Origin of the sequence: Streptomyces sp. NPDC050211 (genome assembly GCF_040656035.1) — a bacterium.
Taxonomy (GTDB): domain Bacteria; phylum Actinomycetota; class Actinomycetes; order Streptomycetales; family Streptomycetaceae; genus Streptomyces.
This window is the reverse complement of sequence record NZ_JBFALC010000006.1, coordinates 75,922-91,509: the sequence shown is the minus strand read 5'-3', so window position 1 is coordinate 91,509 and position 15,588 is coordinate 75,922. Positions and strand designations below refer to the sequence as shown.

At 69.8% G+C, this 15,588-nt stretch carries 17 protein-coding genes; 11 read left to right on the top strand and 6 right to left on the bottom strand.

The window, feature by feature from the left end; all coding sequences use genetic code 11:
• Window positions 1-199: 199 nt before the first annotated feature.
• From AB0I98_RS08795 to AB0I98_RS08780, 4 genes are all read right to left on the bottom strand, one after another.
• Window positions 200-523, bottom strand: coding sequence for a helix-turn-helix transcriptional regulator (locus tag AB0I98_RS08795; RefSeq protein WP_055593799.1), 324 nt, complete (start codon window positions 521-523; stop codon window positions 200-202).
• Window positions 523-891, bottom strand: coding sequence for a type II toxin-antitoxin system RelE/ParE family toxin (locus AB0I98_RS08790; protein ID WP_362937385.1), 369 nt, complete (start codon window positions 889-891; stop codon window positions 523-525). The genes AB0I98_RS08795 and AB0I98_RS08790 overlap by 1 nt, the downstream gene beginning before the upstream one ends.
• Before the next feature lie 485 nt (window positions 892-1,376).
• Complete coding sequence (locus AB0I98_RS08785) at window positions 1,377-3,092, bottom strand: ABC transporter ATP-binding protein (protein ID WP_362937382.1); 1,716 nt, start codon at window positions 3,090-3,092, stop codon at window positions 1,377-1,379.
• Window positions 3,089-4,870, bottom strand: coding sequence for an ABC transporter ATP-binding protein (locus tag AB0I98_RS08780; RefSeq protein ID WP_362937751.1), 1,782 nt, complete (start codon window positions 4,868-4,870; stop codon window positions 3,089-3,091). The genes AB0I98_RS08785 and AB0I98_RS08780 overlap by 4 nt, the downstream gene beginning before the upstream one ends.
• A 115-nt stretch (window positions 4,871-4,985) precedes the next feature.
• Here AB0I98_RS08780 and AB0I98_RS08775 point away from each other — a divergent pair, with 115 nt between their 5' ends.
• The 5 genes from AB0I98_RS08775 (at window position 4,986) to AB0I98_RS08755 (ending at window position 8,382) form a co-directional block, all read left to right on the top strand.
• Complete coding sequence (locus AB0I98_RS08775) at window positions 4,986-6,026, top strand: helix-turn-helix domain-containing protein (protein ID WP_362937380.1); 1,041 nt, start codon at window positions 4,986-4,988, stop codon at window positions 6,024-6,026.
• Between the two features lie 451 nt (window positions 6,027-6,477).
• Window positions 6,478-6,813: a deoxyxylulose-5-phosphate synthase gene (locus AB0I98_RS08770; protein WP_362937377.1), complete on the top strand. Its 336-nt coding sequence runs from the start codon at window positions 6,478-6,480 to the stop codon at window positions 6,811-6,813.
• A gap of 56 nt (window positions 6,814-6,869) precedes the next feature.
• On the top strand, window positions 6,870-7,214 hold the full coding sequence (locus tag AB0I98_RS08765; RefSeq protein WP_362937374.1) for a hypothetical protein: 345 nt from the start codon (window positions 6,870-6,872) through the stop codon (window positions 7,212-7,214).
• A 111-nt stretch (window positions 7,215-7,325) separates the two neighbouring features.
• Window positions 7,326-7,790: a hypothetical protein gene (locus tag AB0I98_RS08760; protein ID WP_362937371.1), complete on the top strand. Its 465-nt coding sequence runs from the start codon at window positions 7,326-7,328 to the stop codon at window positions 7,788-7,790.
• A 199-nt stretch (window positions 7,791-7,989) separates the two neighbouring features.
• A complete protein-coding gene (locus AB0I98_RS08755; protein WP_362937368.1) occupies window positions 7,990-8,382 on the top strand; it encodes a hypothetical protein in 393 nt (130 codons plus the stop codon).
• A gap of 758 nt (window positions 8,383-9,140) precedes the next feature.
• Here AB0I98_RS08755 and AB0I98_RS08750 read toward each other — a convergent pair.
• Window positions 9,141-9,806 carry a DNA-binding response regulator gene (locus AB0I98_RS08750; RefSeq protein WP_362937365.1) on the bottom strand — a complete coding sequence of 222 codons (666 nt, stop codon included), beginning with the start codon at window positions 9,804-9,806 and terminating at the stop codon, window positions 9,141-9,143.
• A gap of 74 nt (window positions 9,807-9,880) precedes the next feature.
• Between AB0I98_RS08750 and AB0I98_RS08745 the strand changes: the two genes are divergently transcribed.
• The 3 genes from AB0I98_RS08745 (at window position 9,881) to AB0I98_RS08735 (ending at window position 11,939) form a co-directional block, all read left to right on the top strand.
• On the top strand, window positions 9,881-10,723 hold the full coding sequence (locus tag AB0I98_RS08745) for an aldo/keto reductase (RefSeq protein ID WP_362937362.1): 843 nt from the start codon (window positions 9,881-9,883) through the stop codon (window positions 10,721-10,723).
• A gap of 26 nt (window positions 10,724-10,749) precedes the next feature.
• Entirely contained in the window at window positions 10,750-11,376 is a 627-nt protein-coding gene (locus AB0I98_RS08740; protein WP_362937359.1) for an NAD(P)-binding oxidoreductase, read from the top strand.
• Between the two features lie 86 nt (window positions 11,377-11,462).
• Window positions 11,463-11,939, top strand: a complete 477-nt coding sequence (locus tag AB0I98_RS08735; RefSeq protein ID WP_362937356.1) for a tautomerase family protein — start codon at window positions 11,463-11,465, stop codon at window positions 11,937-11,939.
• 51 nt (window positions 11,940-11,990) lie between these two features.
• Here AB0I98_RS08735 and AB0I98_RS08730 read toward each other — a convergent pair whose 3' ends face one another.
• Window positions 11,991-12,575: a TetR/AcrR family transcriptional regulator gene (locus tag AB0I98_RS08730; RefSeq protein ID WP_362937353.1), complete on the bottom strand. Its 585-nt coding sequence runs from the start codon at window positions 12,573-12,575 to the stop codon at window positions 11,991-11,993.
• Window positions 12,576-12,705: 130 nt separating this feature from the next.
• Between AB0I98_RS08730 and AB0I98_RS08725 the strand changes: the two genes are divergently transcribed.
• From AB0I98_RS08725 to AB0I98_RS08715, 3 genes are read left to right on the top strand one after another with little or no spacing between them, the layout of a single operon-like run.
• A complete protein-coding gene (locus AB0I98_RS08725; RefSeq protein WP_362937350.1) occupies window positions 12,706-13,137 on the top strand; it encodes a tautomerase family protein in 432 nt (143 codons plus the stop codon).
• Window positions 13,130-14,140, top strand: a complete 1,011-nt coding sequence (locus AB0I98_RS08720) for an alcohol dehydrogenase catalytic domain-containing protein (protein ID WP_362937347.1) — start codon at window positions 13,130-13,132, stop codon at window positions 14,138-14,140. The genes AB0I98_RS08725 and AB0I98_RS08720 overlap by 8 nt, the downstream gene beginning before the upstream one ends.
• Window positions 14,141-14,189: 49 nt before the next feature.
• Complete coding sequence (locus AB0I98_RS08715; protein ID WP_362937344.1) at window positions 14,190-14,888, top strand: PaaI family thioesterase; 699 nt, start codon at window positions 14,190-14,192, stop codon at window positions 14,886-14,888.
• Window positions 14,889-15,588 lie beyond the last annotated feature (700 nt).

The following is a 15,588-nucleotide window of genomic DNA, read 5'->3' as shown; positions in this document are numbered from 1 at the left end:
GGTCGCTGCAGCTGTGGCCTGCAGAGGGGACTGCTGCACGGTTGGGTGACACCTGACCTGGCTTGCTGAGAGGCGGCCTGGAAGGCTGCGTAAACCCCGCTGTCACCCGATCCTGCAGCAGTCCCCTCATCCTCAAGGCATCTTCGACGCGCACTGACTCAGGTCGACGACGTCCTCGACGTACCGAGCGGGCTCGGTTTCAGGCGGCGTGCGGGGTGAAGGTGACGCGGGAGTCACCCTCGTCGATGGCCAGGTTCAAGGTACCGTCCAGGGCCTTGGCCAGGCGTCGCAGCAGCGGGAGAGTAGGCACGGTGTCGCCGCCCTCCATACGGGACACCTGAGGCTGCGTCATCCCGGCCCGCTCGGCCAGTTCGGCCTGGGACAGGCCGAGCTCGATCCGACGGTCGTAGACCGCCTGCCCGAGATCGCCGGCCAGCCGCGCGTCGACGTACTCCTGGTCGTACTCCACCGCCTCACCCGCAAGCTGCCGGGCCCGGCGCGTCCTCCACGTGCTGTGATTCATCAACTCTCCTTGCGCCGATCGTAGGTGTGCTCGGCCCGGCCGTGCTCGGCCTCGCAGACCTTCTGGGCCTGATGCGCACGCTCGACTTCCGCCGCCTCACGCATCCTCGTCTTACGGAACACCGTCAACAGAACGATCCGCTGCCCGGCGGCGAGCCAGTACGGGATGCGCACGGCCTCGCCGTCCAGCTCGAAGCGCAGCTCACGCAGCTTGCCGCCCAGGTGACGCGAGTACGGCTCACCAAGCGTCGTCGGCTCGTCCAAGAGACGGTCCGTCTTGTCCTCCACCCGCCGGTAGAGGCGGAACGGAAGCAATTCCAGCCAGTCCCGCACCTCGGGTTCGATCTCGATCTCCCACCGCTCCGCCATGCAATCAACGGTATATACCTCCAATTACATAGTGCAAGCCTCCACGAGCCTCCGCGTCTTATGCCTCCCCTGTCCACGCCGCGCGCGCCCGCGACCTGTGGCACGAGGTCGCCCCCCTGCAGTCGGCCCGGAACGGATTCAGCACACATGAGGCCGGGAAACCCTGGGAACATGCAAGAACCACCGAGACCTGCTTCTCCAGGTCAAACGCGGTCATGGCGGAGTTTCCCCAGGTCACGACCTTGATCAGAGAAAACTCCTAAAGCGGGTGTCGCAGGTTCGAATCCTGCCGGGGGCACAACGCATTACCACTCTGACCTGGTGTTTCTTCCTCAGAGAGGGCTCCCACTCGGCCTCGGACTCCTTGTCCGAGGCCGTTTGCGTGAGCGGACGGAGTTTGATCCCCCGAGGACTTCCTCGTCGGCCGTTCCGTGGTCTTCTCCACCGAGGCCTGCGCGGCCGGGGCGACAGCCTGCACGGCCGTCTCAGTCCCGCGCCGCTCCGGCCAGGGACAGGTCCCAGTACGCGGCGTACCGGCCGGCGTGCCTCAGCAACTCCTCGTGGCTGCCCTGTTCGACCACCCGCCCGGCGTCCAGGAATGCGACGCGGTCGGCCCGGCGCACGGTCGCCATGCGGTGCGCCACCAGCACCACGGTCCGGCCCGCCATCAGCTCCTCGATGCCGGCGTGCACGGCCGCCTCGTTCACCGGGTCCAGGGCCGAAGTGACCTCGTCGAGCAGCACGATCGGCGCGTCCTTCAGCAGCGCGCGGGCGATGGAGACGCGCTGCCGCTCGCCGCCCGACAGCAGCGCCCCGCCCTCGCCCACGTCCGTCGACCAGCCGCCGGGCAGCCGCTCGATCACCTCGTCGAGACGGGCCGCGGCGGCCGCGGCCCGTACCTCGGCGTCGGTGGCGTCCGGGCGGCCGAGGCGCACGTTCTCCTCGATCGTGCCGTCGAAGAGGTAGACGTCCTGGAACACGATGGCGATCCGCGCCATCAGCGCCGCGGTGTCCATCTCCCGTACGTCCACGCCGCCGATCCGCACCGAGCCCGCGTCGACGTCGTAGAAGCGGGCGAGCAGCTGCAGCAGCGTCGTCTTGCCCGCGCCCGACGGCCCGACGACGGCGAGCCGCCGGCCCTCGGGTACGGACAGCGTCACCCCGTCGGCGACCGGGCGGTCACCGTGCCGGAAGGTGACCGCGTCGAACACGATGTCGTGACCAGCCGGTTCGCGCGGCACGCGAGGCTCCGGCAGCGGCTTGGCGTTGAGGACATCGTCGAGGCGGGTGAGCTCGGCGCGGGCGGCACGGATGCCACCACTCATCTCGGCGAGGGACAGCAGCGGGTCGGCGCAACGGGCGGCGAGCACCAGGACTGCGAGCAGCTCGGCCGCGCCGATGTCCCCGCCGAGGGCGAGGTACGCGCCGAGTGCGAGCAGCGCGGTGAACACCGCCTGCACGGTGACCGCAAGACCCAGCACACCCGGCAGCGCCGAAAGGGTGGAGCGACGCGAGGCGCGGCGCAGTTCCTTCAGGGAGTCGTCCAGCAAATCGAATCGCTCGCCGGTGCGGCCGCCGGCGCGCAGCACCGGCTGGGCCTGGAGGTACTCGATGACGCGGCCGGTGGCCGCGCGCTCGCGTTCCACGCGCTTCGCGTCGGTCGCCGTCGTCGCGCGGGCCGAACGCACCTGGACCGCAGCCACCAACGGCACAGCAGCCAGACCGGCAAGCCCCAGCTGCCAGTTGAAGGCAAGCATCACGGCGACGATCGTCAGCGGCGTCACACAGGCGGAGACGAACGGCGCCAGCAGGTGCGCGATCACGCCCATCGCCTGCAACACGCCCTGGCTGGCGAGGACGGACACCTCGCCGGTGCGGCCGGGTTGATACCAGCCGATGGGCAACCGGGCGAGGTGTTCGCCGAGGCGCTCGTACATGCCGTGCAGCATCGTCGTGCCCACGCGGAAACCGGAGCGGTCGCTGACGTACCGCAGCACCGCATAGACCGCGACCGCCGCGCCGAAGGCGGCCAGCCAGGGCCGGGCGTCCTCGGGTGTGCTGCCGAAGAGCGCGCGCAGCACGGGCACCAGCAGGGCGTACGACAGTCCCTCGGCGAGGGCCGTCGCCGTCATCAGGGCGACGGTGCGGCGCACCGGCCCGGCGTACTCGTGGCCGAGCACACGCAGCAGTGTGCTGATCATCGGGCCTCTTCCCCTTCCGTGGCACCGGCTTCCATGGCACCGGCTTCCGTGGCACCGGCTTCCGTGGCACCGGCGTGGATCTTCCAGAATTCGGCGAATGCGCCGTTTAGCGCGAGGAGTTCCGCGGTCGTGCCCCGCTCCACGATCTCGCCGTCGCGCAGCATCACGACGGTGTCGGCGTCGGCGATCGTCTCCAGGCGGTGGGCGATGACCAGCGTCGTCCGCTTCTCCCGGGTCTGCGCCAGCGCCTCGCGCACCGCCAGCTCGGTCTGCGGATCGGCGAAGGCGGTGGCCTCATCGAGGACCAGGACGGGGGCGTTCGCGAGCAGGGCGCGGGCGATCGAGACGCGCTGCGCCTCGCCGCCGGAGAGGCGGGCGTCCTCGCCGATAACCGAGTCGTAGCCGCGGGGCAGTTCGACTACGCGGTCGTGAATGCTCGCCCGGCGGGCGGCGCGGACGACGGCGTCGCGGTCGGCGTGCGGGACGGCGAGGGCGATGTTGTCCGCGACCGAGGCGCGCAGCAGCCGGACGTCCTGGAAGACGAAGGACACCCGCCGGTACAGCTCCTGGCTGCCCACCTCACGCAGGTCGACGCCGCCGAGGAGTACGGAGCCGTGCGTCGGGTCGTAGAACCGCGGCAGCAGCTGCACCAGCGTGGACTTGCCGCTGCCGGACGGCCCGACCACGGCTGTGATCGTCCCCGGCTCCAGCACCAGGTCGATCCCGCGAAGCACCTCGCGCCCGGCCTCGGCACCCTCGTACCCGAAGCGGACGTCCCGCAGCTCCACCCGGTGTCCCTCGGGCGCCACCGGCCGTACGGGCTCGGGCAGCGACGGCTCAGCAAGTACGTCCTGGATGCGGCCGACGGCGCGCCGCGCGGCCTGCAGGTCGTCGAAGCCGTGCCCGAGCGCGGCCACGGGCGCGGTCAGCCCGAGGCCGAGGAGCAGGAAAGGCAGCAGGTCCGCCGGGGCGAGCCCGCCCCCGGTGATCCGGTACGCGCCGCCGACCAGCACCGCCAGCAGCACGAACGGCGGCGACAGCGCCACCTGCATCCCGGCGGCGACCCCGGAAAGACCGCGCACCATCCGGTAGAAGCTCCGGGTGAAGTCGTCCACCGCGGTACGGAACGTGCCGTGCGCCCGCTCCGACCCGCCGAACGCCTTCACCACCGCGATGCCCTGCACGAACTCGACCACCGACGCCGAGATCCGCCCCATCGCGGCATCGAACTCCTTCTGCTCGCGCAGTCGCGTGGGGGTCATCATCAGCGGCACCAGCGCGACCGCCAGCAGCACGGGGATCAGCGTGATCAGCGTCAGCCGCCAGTCCACGGTGAGGAGGTAGCCGAGCGAGACCAGCGGCACCACGAAGGCGGAGACCAGCTCGCCCGGCGTGTGGGCGATGAGCGGGTGCACGGCGCTGACGTCCTCACCCACCAGCTTCGCCAGCTCCCCGTTGCGCCGCCGCGCCAGCCAGCCGATCGGCACCCGCCCGAGCCGCGCGGCGAGTTGCCGGCGCAGCGACAGCTGCACCCGGGTGTCGAGGAGGTGTCCCACGCCGGACGAGGCGGCCGTGAACAGCAGCCGTACGAGCAGCCCTGCCGCGCCCGCGATCACGACGTCGCGCACGTGCCCGTCGTCGGCCGGCCCCGGCGCCAGCAGCGTACGGCCGAGCTCGACGACCGCGAGGAGCGGCGCCAGGCCGGCGACGGCGCCGATGACCTGCAGGACGACGACGACGGCGAAGCCGCCCGCGTACGGGCGCAACAGACGGGCCACGCCCGGTGGTGGCGGCGCGGTGGTTCCGGTGGAAGTCATGCGCTTACCTTCGCCGCGGCTGCGGCCCGCTGGATTGAAGAAATGTTCCGTACGGGCGGGCCCGTAGCATGGACACATGTCAACTGCCGTGCGCCAGCGCGTCGCTGCCCCCGTGTGGCAGGTCACGCGCCCGGCCCGGCCCAGCCGCGTACCCGGCGTCGTCCTGGCGGGGCTGCGCGACCGCGGCCCGGCTCCGGTCGACCACCGGCTCGACCCGCACCCCGTGCTGACGCTGGCGCTGGCCTGCGGCGAGGCGGCGCTCGGCATCGACGAGTCGACGGGGCGGCAGCACCGCGGCAGCCTTGTCACCGGGCTCGGGTTCGGCGTCGGCGGTGCGGCGCGGGTGCGGGCGGCGAACGTCGAGTGGATGCAGGTGCGCCTGTCCCCCGCCATCGCGCGCGCCGTGCTGGGCGTGGGCCCTGCTGAGCTGGAGAGCTCCGTGGTGGCCCTGGACGACCTGTGGGGAGAGCGGCGGGCGGCCCGGCTGCGCGAGCGGCTGGCCCAGGCCGCCTCGTGGGAGGAACGCTTCGCGCTCGTCGAAGCGTCCCTCGCCCGGCTGTCCGCCGCGGGGCCCGCCATTGACCCGGAGCTCGCCTGGGCCTGGGACCGTGTCGTTGCCGGGCACGGCCAGGTGCGGGTCGAGGGGCTGGCCGACGAGCTGGGCTGGAGCCGCAAGCGCCTGTGGTCCCGCTTCCACGCGCAGCTCGGCCTGCCGCCCAAGCGAGCCGTGAAGCTCGTCCGCTTCGACTGGGCCGCCACCCGCCTGGCCGGGGGCGAAGCGGCGGCCAGGGTCGCGGCCGACTGCGGCTACGCCGACCAGTCGCATCTGCACCGGGACGTCGTGGCGTTCACCGGTGTGACCCCCGCAACCGTGGCCGGCCAGTCGCTCATCGCGACGGCCGACATGGCGTGGGTGGACCACGTGCCGCGCCTCTCGGCACGAGGGGGCAATGCCCCAGCCGCCCGTGTCGACGGGCCGCACCGGCCACCGCCGCCGACCGGCGGAGATGCCCGAGGTGGACGAGTTCCGGGGACGGTGGAGCACGAGCCACCAGAAGCAGGACCAGCGATCACACCGGGTAGTGCTGCCCTGCAAGGACAGCACCACCCGGCATGACCCCACACCTTTGATCATGAATTGCGTCCCACTCCTATAGCGGGTGTCGCAGGTTCGAATCCTGCCGGGGGCACAGAGAAACACCACCTGGTCAGAGGTCCTTCTGTCCGACGGACGGGACGGCTTTCGTCCTAGCAGCACACATATGGGATGGGCGAGCTAAAGGACGTCCGTTGTGCTGCACGCGAGGCGGGCCGCCGTCTCGGCTGGCACCGCACCCGAAGACCCACGTCGTCGATCCAAGGCTCTTCGGGTTCGACGACCGCGAGGTCCCCAAGGAAATCAGCGAGCCGGCCGCCGGTGATGCTGCTGACGCCATCGACGCAGCACTCCGCAGCCGCGAGTAGAAGCAAGTACGGTCAGCCGTCGGCGCCCCACCTTTGCTGAAGAGCCTGTGCAGCATGCCGGAAATCCGTCGAGACCGACCCTGTGGTGGCTCTACCCTTCCCGCATGGCGCATGGAAAGACCTCGTACGTTTGCCTGCCCTGCCGGGCCTCGTACAAGCAGCCCTATCCCGGCTACCACGACCACGACCGGGTCTGTCCACGCTGTGCCGAACCACTGATCCATGTCGGCTCCGCCTTCGCGGCACCCAAGAGGCGGGACACCGCCTCCTGGCGCATCCTCTCCGTGCTGCTGCACGCCGGTGTGCGCTTCCACAAGAGCTGCTGCGGCGGCCCCGGCTACCGCCCCCGCACCCTCAGCGAGGTGCGGGAGCGGATGACCTACGCCCGGGCCACCGGAGAACCGTTCGCTCAGGCGTTGGTCCGCCGCGACCTGCCCTAGCCCGACAGAGACCACACCAGTCCTTGCGCCTCCTGCGCCAAGCTGTCGACGGCGGCGTGACGGAGGCCGCAGCCGTACTCGGCGACCGACTCGCCGCCATCGACGAGGACGCCGAAGCCCTGAGCTGGTACCTACATGCCGCCCGGCAAGGCCATACCGGTTCCATGGTCGCCGCCGGGTGCTGGTACCGCGACGACCTGGGAACAGCGCCGGACCCGGTCCAGGCCGTGCGATGGTTCCTGGCCATGGTCGACAGCGGCAACGGAGACGGGATCCATGAGGCGATCCAGCTGGTGAAGCAGAGCATGACCGGAGAACAGATCCGCACCGCTGGTCAGCTGGCCAGCCGCTCCTCCGAAGCCGAAACGCTGATCCACATGGCCCGCGAGCACGGCTGTTGATCGCTCGCCAAGCCGCCTTCAGGGTCGCGGCCCGTCTCAGTTTCCGTCTCATACAGCGCCGTTCACGTGCAACGACCCGCGAAGGACGGCGATGCATGATCAGCTTGAGATGTGGAGACCATCATCGCCAGCGGCATAGCTGTCTTGGGGACGCTGCTTGGTTCGGGGCTCAGCTTGGCGTTCCAGCAGCGCACCGCCGACAGGAGCCACGAGTTCACCCGTCGCGAGAAGCTGCGACAGGAACGACTCGACGCCTACTCCGCCTACGCCGGCGCGTTGATCAACTACCGCCGCTGCCTCGTTCACCTCTGGTTCTGCGAGCATGAACAACCACCGCCGGAGGACCCCGACACAGTGCGAATCCGTGCCTACGACCTACGCTCCAGCGCCCAGGAGGCGCTGTTCCGAGTGCAGATGCTGACCGACGACGAGACGCTGAGCCGGACCGCGGAGGACGTGCTCGCAGACGTTACGGCGCTGTCCAAGACTGGGAGCAGAACCGAACTCGACGATGCCAGGGTACGGACCCGTGACGACATCAGCCGACTCGTCAGAGCAGCCAAGCAACACCTCTGAGGCGCTCGCAGACGTGCCAGTTCGTAGAGCTCCACACCCCGGTGAAAGTGGCTGAGCCCGCAAAGGCCCCGAACCGGCCGTCATCGACATCAAGCCCTGACCTCGAACAGCGCGAGTGTCTACGATCGCGCGGTGAGCTACGACATCTACTTCTTGAAATCGGCGCGACGGTCAGTCCTGGGATGAGGCCCTGGAGGCGATGGGGGACGCAGCCGAAGACAGCGGGCCGATCCCTGCCCAGTTCCTCGAAGCCTGGGACCGAATAGTTCCGCAGGCCCGGATCCTGCTGGGTGAAGTGGACATCACGGAGTACGAGCAGGAGTCGCGGGACCTGAGCCACTCGGACACCGGCATCGGCCTGTCCGTCTTCGGTGACGAGGTGAGCCTCACGGTGCCCTACTGGCATGCCGGGGACAGGGCTGCGGTCGTGCTCGGCAAGGTCTTCGCCCTTTCGGCCATCGTCGAGAAGGAGACCGGGCTGACTGCCTACGATCCCCAGGTGGAGCGTCCGCTGGCGGAGGCGTCGCCGCAAAGCGTGATCGGGCTGATGTCTCGAACCACTGAGGACTTGCGCAGCCGCTACGGTGGTTGATCACCCAGCTACGGAGGGGCCGGCCAAGTTCCGAGCCACCTGCGCGTGCCACAGCCGTGCCAGATACATGGGGTCGGCTGCGGTCAACAACGGTGGCTGGCGGACGTATCCGCACCTGCTGGCTCGGCCAGTGAATCCGCAGGTCATCGGCACGGAATCCCCGCCTCTCTCCTGAAGTGGTCGTCCACCCCTGTCACTGAGTCCACACCCGCTGGAACTCTTCGGCCGGGATGACTTCCAGCGGGTCGTCTTCAGGTCGATCGCCTGGTCCGTCAGGAAGCCGTGCTCGTCTTCCAGGTGCTCCCAGTTGTACCGGTGGGGTCGGCCGGCCGGGGTCAGCTCAGCTTGCTTGATGGCGATCAACTTGCCGTGGTCGGGTACGGCCTCGAAGTACCACAAGCCGCCCTCCTCGTCGGCGTGGCGAAAGTGGTGCCGCAGGTTGGCCCCCTCATCAAGAGATCGGAAGTACGCCGCGCTCCGCTTTGATGCGCTCCAGGTCAACCACAGGGTCATCGTGCCAGCGAGCGCGTGCGGTTGCACCGTTCTGACATCCACGGGTGACATCAACGCCCCCGGACACCAGCACCCCTAGACGGTCCTGCACGGCTGGCGTGGCTGGGTCAGGAGCCCTTCCGTCCAGCGGACGGGAGGGCTCCTACGCGTGCTGCACACATACAGGCTCAGCGATGTTCCTCGACGCCGCGCTCCTCGTCCTCGCCTCCGCCCCCCGTCATGATCTGCTCCGCGGGCTCGGGGGATCACCCGCGGGTCAGGCCCATCTCGCCCGCGCGCAGTCCGGCCTGGAAACGGGAGCCCGCGTTGAGGGCGAGGAGCAGTTCGGCGACCCGGCGGCGGTAGGTGCGCAGCGACATGCCGAGTTCCCGTGCGGCTGTCTCGTCGGTGGCGCCGGAGGCCAGGGCGCGCAGAACCCTTGCGCTTTGGGCGTCGATCCGGGGCCCTTCCGCGCTCAGGAAGGCCGCGAGGTCGGTGGCGCTCTCCCAGGCGGCTTCGAACAGCGCGTAGGCCCCGTCGACCAGCGCCGGTGTGGCGCTCATGGTGTAGGTGCGGTGTCCGTGGGTGGGCGGTGCGGATGTCATCGGGCTGGTGAGGATCATGGTTCGCCGGTCGATGAAGAAGGTTCCCCGGGACAGCGGGGTGGCGGTGATCCGGATCTGCATGCCGTGGGCGGCCATCTCGCGCAGGGCTTCCCGGTCGCGCTCGTCGGCGAGCACGGCGGGGCTGTACAGCTTGCGGGCCCGAACCGCCCCGTCACGACGCATCGTCAGGCGGGCGGCCTCACGGGCGCCGGGCCAGGTGTCGAGGTCGCGGGCGACGTTGACCCACTCCATGTCGTCCGACTCCGCCAAGGGCCTGATGCGCGCCCAGAGCTCAAGATCACTGCGGAGCGTCATGACCTGTGGCATGCGTCCATTGTGCCGGGTGGCAGCAACATGCCACGGGCTCGTCGGCTGTCGCCGGGCCTTGCAGGCTGGAGGTCATGAGCAACAGATTCCTCTTGGGCGGCGACCGTGACGTCAACAGGCTCGGCTTCGGCGCCATGCGCCTGCCCTCCAAGGACGGTATGGGCGGTCCCGCCCGCGACCCGGAGGCCGGCCGTGCCGTGCTGCGGCGTGCCGTCGAACTCGGGGTCGACCACATCGACACCGCCGACTTCTACGTCAGCCACGGCGGTACCGTGCGTGCGAACACCCTGATCCGCGAGGCCCTGTACCCCTACCCGTCCAACCTTGTCATCGCCACCAAGGTCGGGCCCGTCATCCGCCCCGATGGCCTCCACCACGGGACCTCGGACGACATGCGTGGGCTTGTCGAAGCAAACCTCGATGGCCTGGGCGTGGACCGGCTCGATCTCGTGTACCTGCGCATCGGGGCGATGACACCCCCGCACGGCGAGTCGCTCGCCGAACGCTTCGAGGCGCTCGCCGCGCTGCGCGAGGAGGGCCTGATCCGGCACCTCGGCCTCAGCAACGTCGACACCGGCCATCTCGCGGAGGCTCGCGCCATCGCGCCCGTCGCCGCCGTACAGAACCATGCCGCCCAGCGTGACGAAGCGGACCTCCTCGCCGCCTGCCAGGAGTCCGCCATCGCTTTCGTGCCCTTCTTCCCTGTGGGCGGCGGTCGGGAACTCGACGACGAGCGTCTTGCCAAGGTGGCGGCCCGGCACCGCGCCACCGTCGCCCAGATCGGCCTCGCCCGGCTGCTGGCCTCCTCCCCGGTGGCCCTGGCCATCCCGGGCACGGGGTCCCTCTGCCACCTGGAGGACAACATGGCCGCCGCCGCGATCACCCTCACCGACGACGACCTCGCCGACCTCTCCTGACGTCGCACACGAAAGAAGCCCCTGCCATGAAGCTGCTGATCCTCGGTGCGACCGGTCCCACCGGTCGTCATGTGGTCGATCTGGCCCTGCGATCCGGCGACTCGGTCACGGCCTTCGTCCGTAACCCGGCGGCCCTGGGTAACCTGGCCGAGCGGGTCACGCCGGTCACCGGGGACGCCACCTCACACCGCGACCTCGCCACCGCGGCGGCCGGGCACGACGCGATCGTCTCCGCGCTCGGAAGGGGAAATTCGGTGCGTGCCGACGGCCTCTTCACGCGCGCCTCGGCGGCCGTGATCGGCGCGGCCGAGGAAGCGGGTGTCTCCCGCCTGGTGTGGCTGTCGTCGTTCGGTGTCGGCCAGACCTTCGACTGGTCGAGCACCACGCAGAAGCTGATCTACAGCACGCTGCTGCGGTCGATCTACGCCGACAAGGAGATCGCGGACGAGAACATCCGCTCCAGCGGGCTGGACTGGACCGTGGTCTACCCGACCAAGCTGACCCACAGCCCCGCCAAGGGCACCTACAGCGCGGACGACCGGCTGCCGATGAAGGGCAACCCGACGATCAGCCGCGCGGACGTCGCCGCCTTCCTGCACCAGGCAGCACACGGCAGAGAGTGGATCAACCGCGCCGCCGTCATCTCGGACTGAGTGTCCACACTCCGTGTATGACAGTCGTTATAGGCGGGTGTAGCCTCACGCCTCATGCTCTATAACGACTGTCATAGGAGGATGCCGTGACGATCATTACCGTGAACACCCCCAAGGGGCGCCTCGACCTCGAGCAGCGCCGCGAGCTGGCCGAGACGCTGACGGACGCGGTGCTGGTGCCCGAGGTGGGACAGTCCGCTCCGGCCGCCCGCGTCGGGTTCCAGGTGCACTTCGTCGAGCGCGAGCCGGACATGATGGCCATCGGTGGGCGGCTGCTTTCGGACGCCGGTCCGGAACTCGACGTGATGGTGATCGACATCGCGGTCATGGACGCCGCCTGGCAGCCGGACGTACGAGGCCAGGTCATCGAGCGCGTCCTGGCCGCACTGGCGGAGTCCTGCGGACTGGAGAAGCCGTCACCGACATGGTGGGTCAACTTCCGCGTGATCGACGAGGGCAGCTGGGGCTCGTCCGGGGGCGTGCTGTCCGTCCTCCCGCTCCTTGAGAGCGGAGTGTTCACCGAGGAGAGAGCCAAAGCCGTCCGTGCCGCGCTGGGCGTCTGAAGTCGACAGCGCCGGGCTTCCAGGCATGCGCGGGGCCCTGTCCCCGCCCGGTCAGCCCTTGATCGCGGCGAGGACGAGTGCCTGCAACTGCTCCGCGGTGCGGTCCAGGGGCTGAGTGCTGCGCTTGGCGCGGCACATGGCCACGGTCCCCTCGACGGCCGCGACGACGAGGGTGGCGAGCTGGGCCGCCTGCTCACGCTCGGCACCGTGCTCGCGCAGCGAGTCGGCCAGCAGGCTTTCCCAGGCACCGAAGACGTCAGCCGCGGCTACCAGGGCGGCCGGTGTCGAGTCAGTGGGTGGCTCCTCGATGGAGACGGCGAGAACCGGGCAGCCCGCTCGGAAGTCACTCTCGACGACGATCTTGCGCCACAGTGCGAGGAAGGCGCGCAGGCCGGCGACCGGCCCCGCCTCCAGCTCCCTGCGCAGCCTGCGCGCGACCCACTCGCCCGTATGGCGGACGGCCTCGGTGGCCAACTGCTGCTTGCCTTCGGGGAAGTAGTGGTATGTCGAGCCGAGCGGCGCCCTGGCGTGCTTGGCCATCTCGCGGATGCTCGTCGCGTTCAGACCGCGTCGACTGATCATGTCGGCCGCACCGGCCACGATCCGCTCGCGCGCCGCCGGACTTGACTTGGCCACGTACCCGATCCCTTCGACTCCACTGGCTATAACAGCCGTCATAGTCTAGCGTGACCGTCGCTTATAACGACCGTCATAAGCCTTGTCGTCGAACGAGACGAAGACGAACGCAACGAAGAGAGGTGTGCCCATGCCGATGATCCGGCCCACAGTCCCCGCCGCCGCCCTGACCGAACAGAGCCGCCAGAGCATCCAGCGCGACCTCGCCGCCGTACTGCTGCGCTGGGAGGGCGCACCCGACACGGCGTTCTTCCGCGCCCAGGCATGGAGCTACCTCGTAGAACTGCCGGAAGGCGCCCAGATCAGCGCCGAGGACGACGCGCCGCGCTTCCTGGTGGAGGTCACGGTCCCGCAAGGGGCGTTGTCCGAGCGCCGCAAGGCGGGCCTGGTCGAAGAGGCGACGAAGACCGTCCTGGCCGCCGCCGGTCTCGGCCAGGACGACGCCCTGCGGGTGTGGGTGCTCGTCCACGAACAGCCCGACGGCACCTGGGGCGCGGGCGGCTCCGTCATCCGCTACGCCGACCTGGTGGCCCTGGCGAAGGGACAGCAGGCCGATGCGTGAACTGACCTACGTCGCACGGCGCACCGTCGAGTGGCACGAGGCACCCGACCCGGAACTCCGGTCCGACAAGGAGGCGATCGTCGCACCGGTGGCCGCCACCCCCTGTGACGTGGACTCCTCGATCCTGGCCGGGCATGGCTTCATAGACCCGCCCTTCGCCCTCGGCCACGAGTGCGTCGCCCGGGTCGTGGAGACGGGCGACGCCGTCACCGCCGTAGCCCCCGGCGACCTCGTCGTCGTCCCCTGGTCAATCAACTGCGGTGCCTGCGACCACTGCCGGGCCGGACTGACCGCGCACTGCACCGCCGTCCCCTACATGGCCATGTACGGCGCACCGATCGGCGGCAATTGGGGCGGGCTCTTCTCCGACCTGGTCCGCGTGCCCTACGCCGACGCCATGCTCGTCCCGCTACCGGCCGGCCTCGACCCGGTCGCCATGGCCTCAGCCAGCGACAACTGGTCCCTGGCCTGGCGCCTGGTCGCCCCCCACCTCAAGGGCCGCCCCAGAGCACGCGTCCTGGTCGTCGCCCGCGGCAGCATCGGCCTGTACGTGTGCGACATCGCCCGCGCGCTCGGTGCCTCCGAAGTGCTCTACGTCGACCCGGACCCCGAACACCGCATCCTGGCTCGCGCTTTCGGGGCCGCCACCGCCGAAACCCTGGAACCGATCCCCCAGGGCTACGACATCGCCGTCGAGGCCACCGGCCGCGTCGACCAGCTCGCCCTGGCCGTCAAGTCCCTGAGTCCGGAAGGGATCTGCGAGTCGGCGGGCAACCATTTCCGCCCCGGCGAGCTGCCCCTGCTCGACATGTACCTCACCGGCGTCACCCTGCGCATCGCCCGCGACAACGTACGCGCCCACCTCCCCGACGCCCTCGAACTCGCCGCCTCCGGCAAGGTCGCCCCCGAGAAGGTGGTCTCCCACGTCATCGACTGGGAGGACCTGCCGACCGCGCTGCCGGAAAGGCACCTCAAGCCCGTCTTCGTCCGGGCAGATGACTGACGATCGCACTTGGCCCGCACCTCACCAGCCCACCACACCGAGAAACCCGATGCACACCTCCCTCACCGACCCGCCGTCCACCGGCAATGCCACCGAACCCACGCACGCGACAGCCGAGGAACTGGAACACCAGAAGGCGGCCATCACCCGACTCGGCCACGAACTGCGTGCCTTGGTGGAAGCCACCGTCCGCACCGCCGCCTCCCCCGACACCCTGCACCGCGTGGCAGACGGCGTCCGCCACGTCACCGGCCACCTGACGGGGCGACGACGGTCGCGAGGAGAGATCCCCGAGGCGGACGAGTTCCCCGCGGGAGCACGGATGTACAGCCCTGTCACCGGGGCCGGGAGCCCGCTGGCCCCGCCCGTGCAGGTGACGCCTACCGCCGACGGCCTGGTGGGCCACTGCTCGCTCGGCATCGCCCACGAAGGGCCGCCCGGCTACGGCCACGGCGGCATGAGCGCCATGCTGTTGGACGAACTCATGGGGCACGCCTGCGCGGCAGCCGGGACGCCCGGCCTGACGGTCTCTCTCCAGATGCGCTACCACCGCCCGGTCCCACTGGAAACGCCCCTGCGGATCTTCGCCCGCGTCACCGGCACGGACGACCGCAAGATCTTCGTGAGCGGGTCGATCGCCACCCAGACAGACCCTGACGCGAACCTCGTCACTTCCGACGGGGTCTTCATCGCTCCCGACCCTCACCGCGCTCGCACCCTGTTCCCGGGAATGCAAGCAGATCCGTGACCGGCCGCGAGCAGAGGGCGCATCCCCCGACCGTGTTTCGGCCCGGCCTTCGAGGCAAGGGGCCACCCCGCAGAAGCACTTGCATGAGCAGCTGGTCCCCCGCCAGAAGCTGTTTTCCCACTCCAGACACTCTACAGTCGACGTTTCCGCAGGTCACAGCCCCGCCCAGGGAAAACTCCCAAAGCGGGTGTCGCAGGTTCGAATCCGCCGGGGGCACAACGCACTACCGCTCCGACCTGGGATTCCTCCCCCAGGGAGGGGTTCTACTCGGCCTCGGGCTTCTCGTCCGGTGCGAAGTGGCCGCCGGTAAGGGTGTTGAAGAGCATCGGGGAGCCGTCGGCTCCATGCGCTGGACACCGCGGGCGAGGTCCAAGGACATGGCAGGCTGCCTCCGGGCGGTGGACGGCGGCCTCGTCCATCAAGCTGTCGGAGATCATTGCCCGCGGTACGCGGCGCGTGACGTCGTCGAGATGCGCCGTCGTGAGACGAACTCGGCGACGTCGCACGGGAGTTTCGTCGGCGCCCTGGGGCAGGGGCGAAGGGCCTGGGCCGCCTCGTGCTCATGGCGCGGCCACACGGGTGGTTCTGCGCGGAGCGCCCTCGCTGGTCAGACAATCCGGCGTGCCGACGAACAGATACCGGACATTTGCGCATTAACCTCTCGTCATCTTATGACGTGGCGGATCGCGTACGCGTCCGC

What these genes read in the sequence shown, in the direction of transcription:
- AB0I98_RS08795 (WP_055593799.1), bottom strand. Translation starts at nt 523, where the DNA reads ATGAATCACAGCACGTGGAGGACGCGCCGGGCCCGGCAGCTTGCGGGT.
- AB0I98_RS08790 (WP_362937385.1), bottom strand. Translation starts at nt 891, where the DNA reads ATGGCGGAGCGGTGGGAGATCGAGATCGAACCCGAGGTGCGGGACTGG.
- AB0I98_RS08785 (WP_362937382.1), bottom strand. Translation starts at nt 3,092, where the DNA reads ATGATCAGCACACTGCTGCGTGTGCTCGGCCACGAGTACGCCGGGCCG.
- AB0I98_RS08775 (WP_362937380.1), top strand. Translation starts at nt 4,986, where the DNA reads ATGTCAACTGCCGTGCGCCAGCGCGTCGCTGCCCCCGTGTGGCAGGTC.
- AB0I98_RS08770 (WP_362937377.1), top strand. Translation starts at nt 6,478, where the DNA reads ATGGCGCATGGAAAGACCTCGTACGTTTGCCTGCCCTGCCGGGCCTCG.
- AB0I98_RS08755 (WP_362937368.1), top strand. Translation starts at nt 7,990, where the DNA reads ATGGGGGACGCAGCCGAAGACAGCGGGCCGATCCCTGCCCAGTTCCTC.
- AB0I98_RS08750 (WP_362937365.1), bottom strand. Translation starts at nt 9,806, where the DNA reads ATGCCACAGGTCATGACGCTCCGCAGTGATCTTGAGCTCTGGGCGCGC.
- AB0I98_RS08745 (WP_362937362.1), top strand. Translation starts at nt 9,881, where the DNA reads ATGAGCAACAGATTCCTCTTGGGCGGCGACCGTGACGTCAACAGGCTC.
- AB0I98_RS08740 (WP_362937359.1), top strand. Translation starts at nt 10,750, where the DNA reads ATGAAGCTGCTGATCCTCGGTGCGACCGGTCCCACCGGTCGTCATGTG.
- AB0I98_RS08725 (WP_362937350.1), top strand. Translation starts at nt 12,706, where the DNA reads ATGCCGATGATCCGGCCCACAGTCCCCGCCGCCGCCCTGACCGAACAG.
- AB0I98_RS08720 (WP_362937347.1), top strand. Translation starts at nt 13,130, where the DNA reads ATGCGTGAACTGACCTACGTCGCACGGCGCACCGTCGAGTGGCACGAG.
- AB0I98_RS08715 (WP_362937344.1), top strand. Translation starts at nt 14,190, where the DNA reads ATGCACACCTCCCTCACCGACCCGCCGTCCACCGGCAATGCCACCGAA.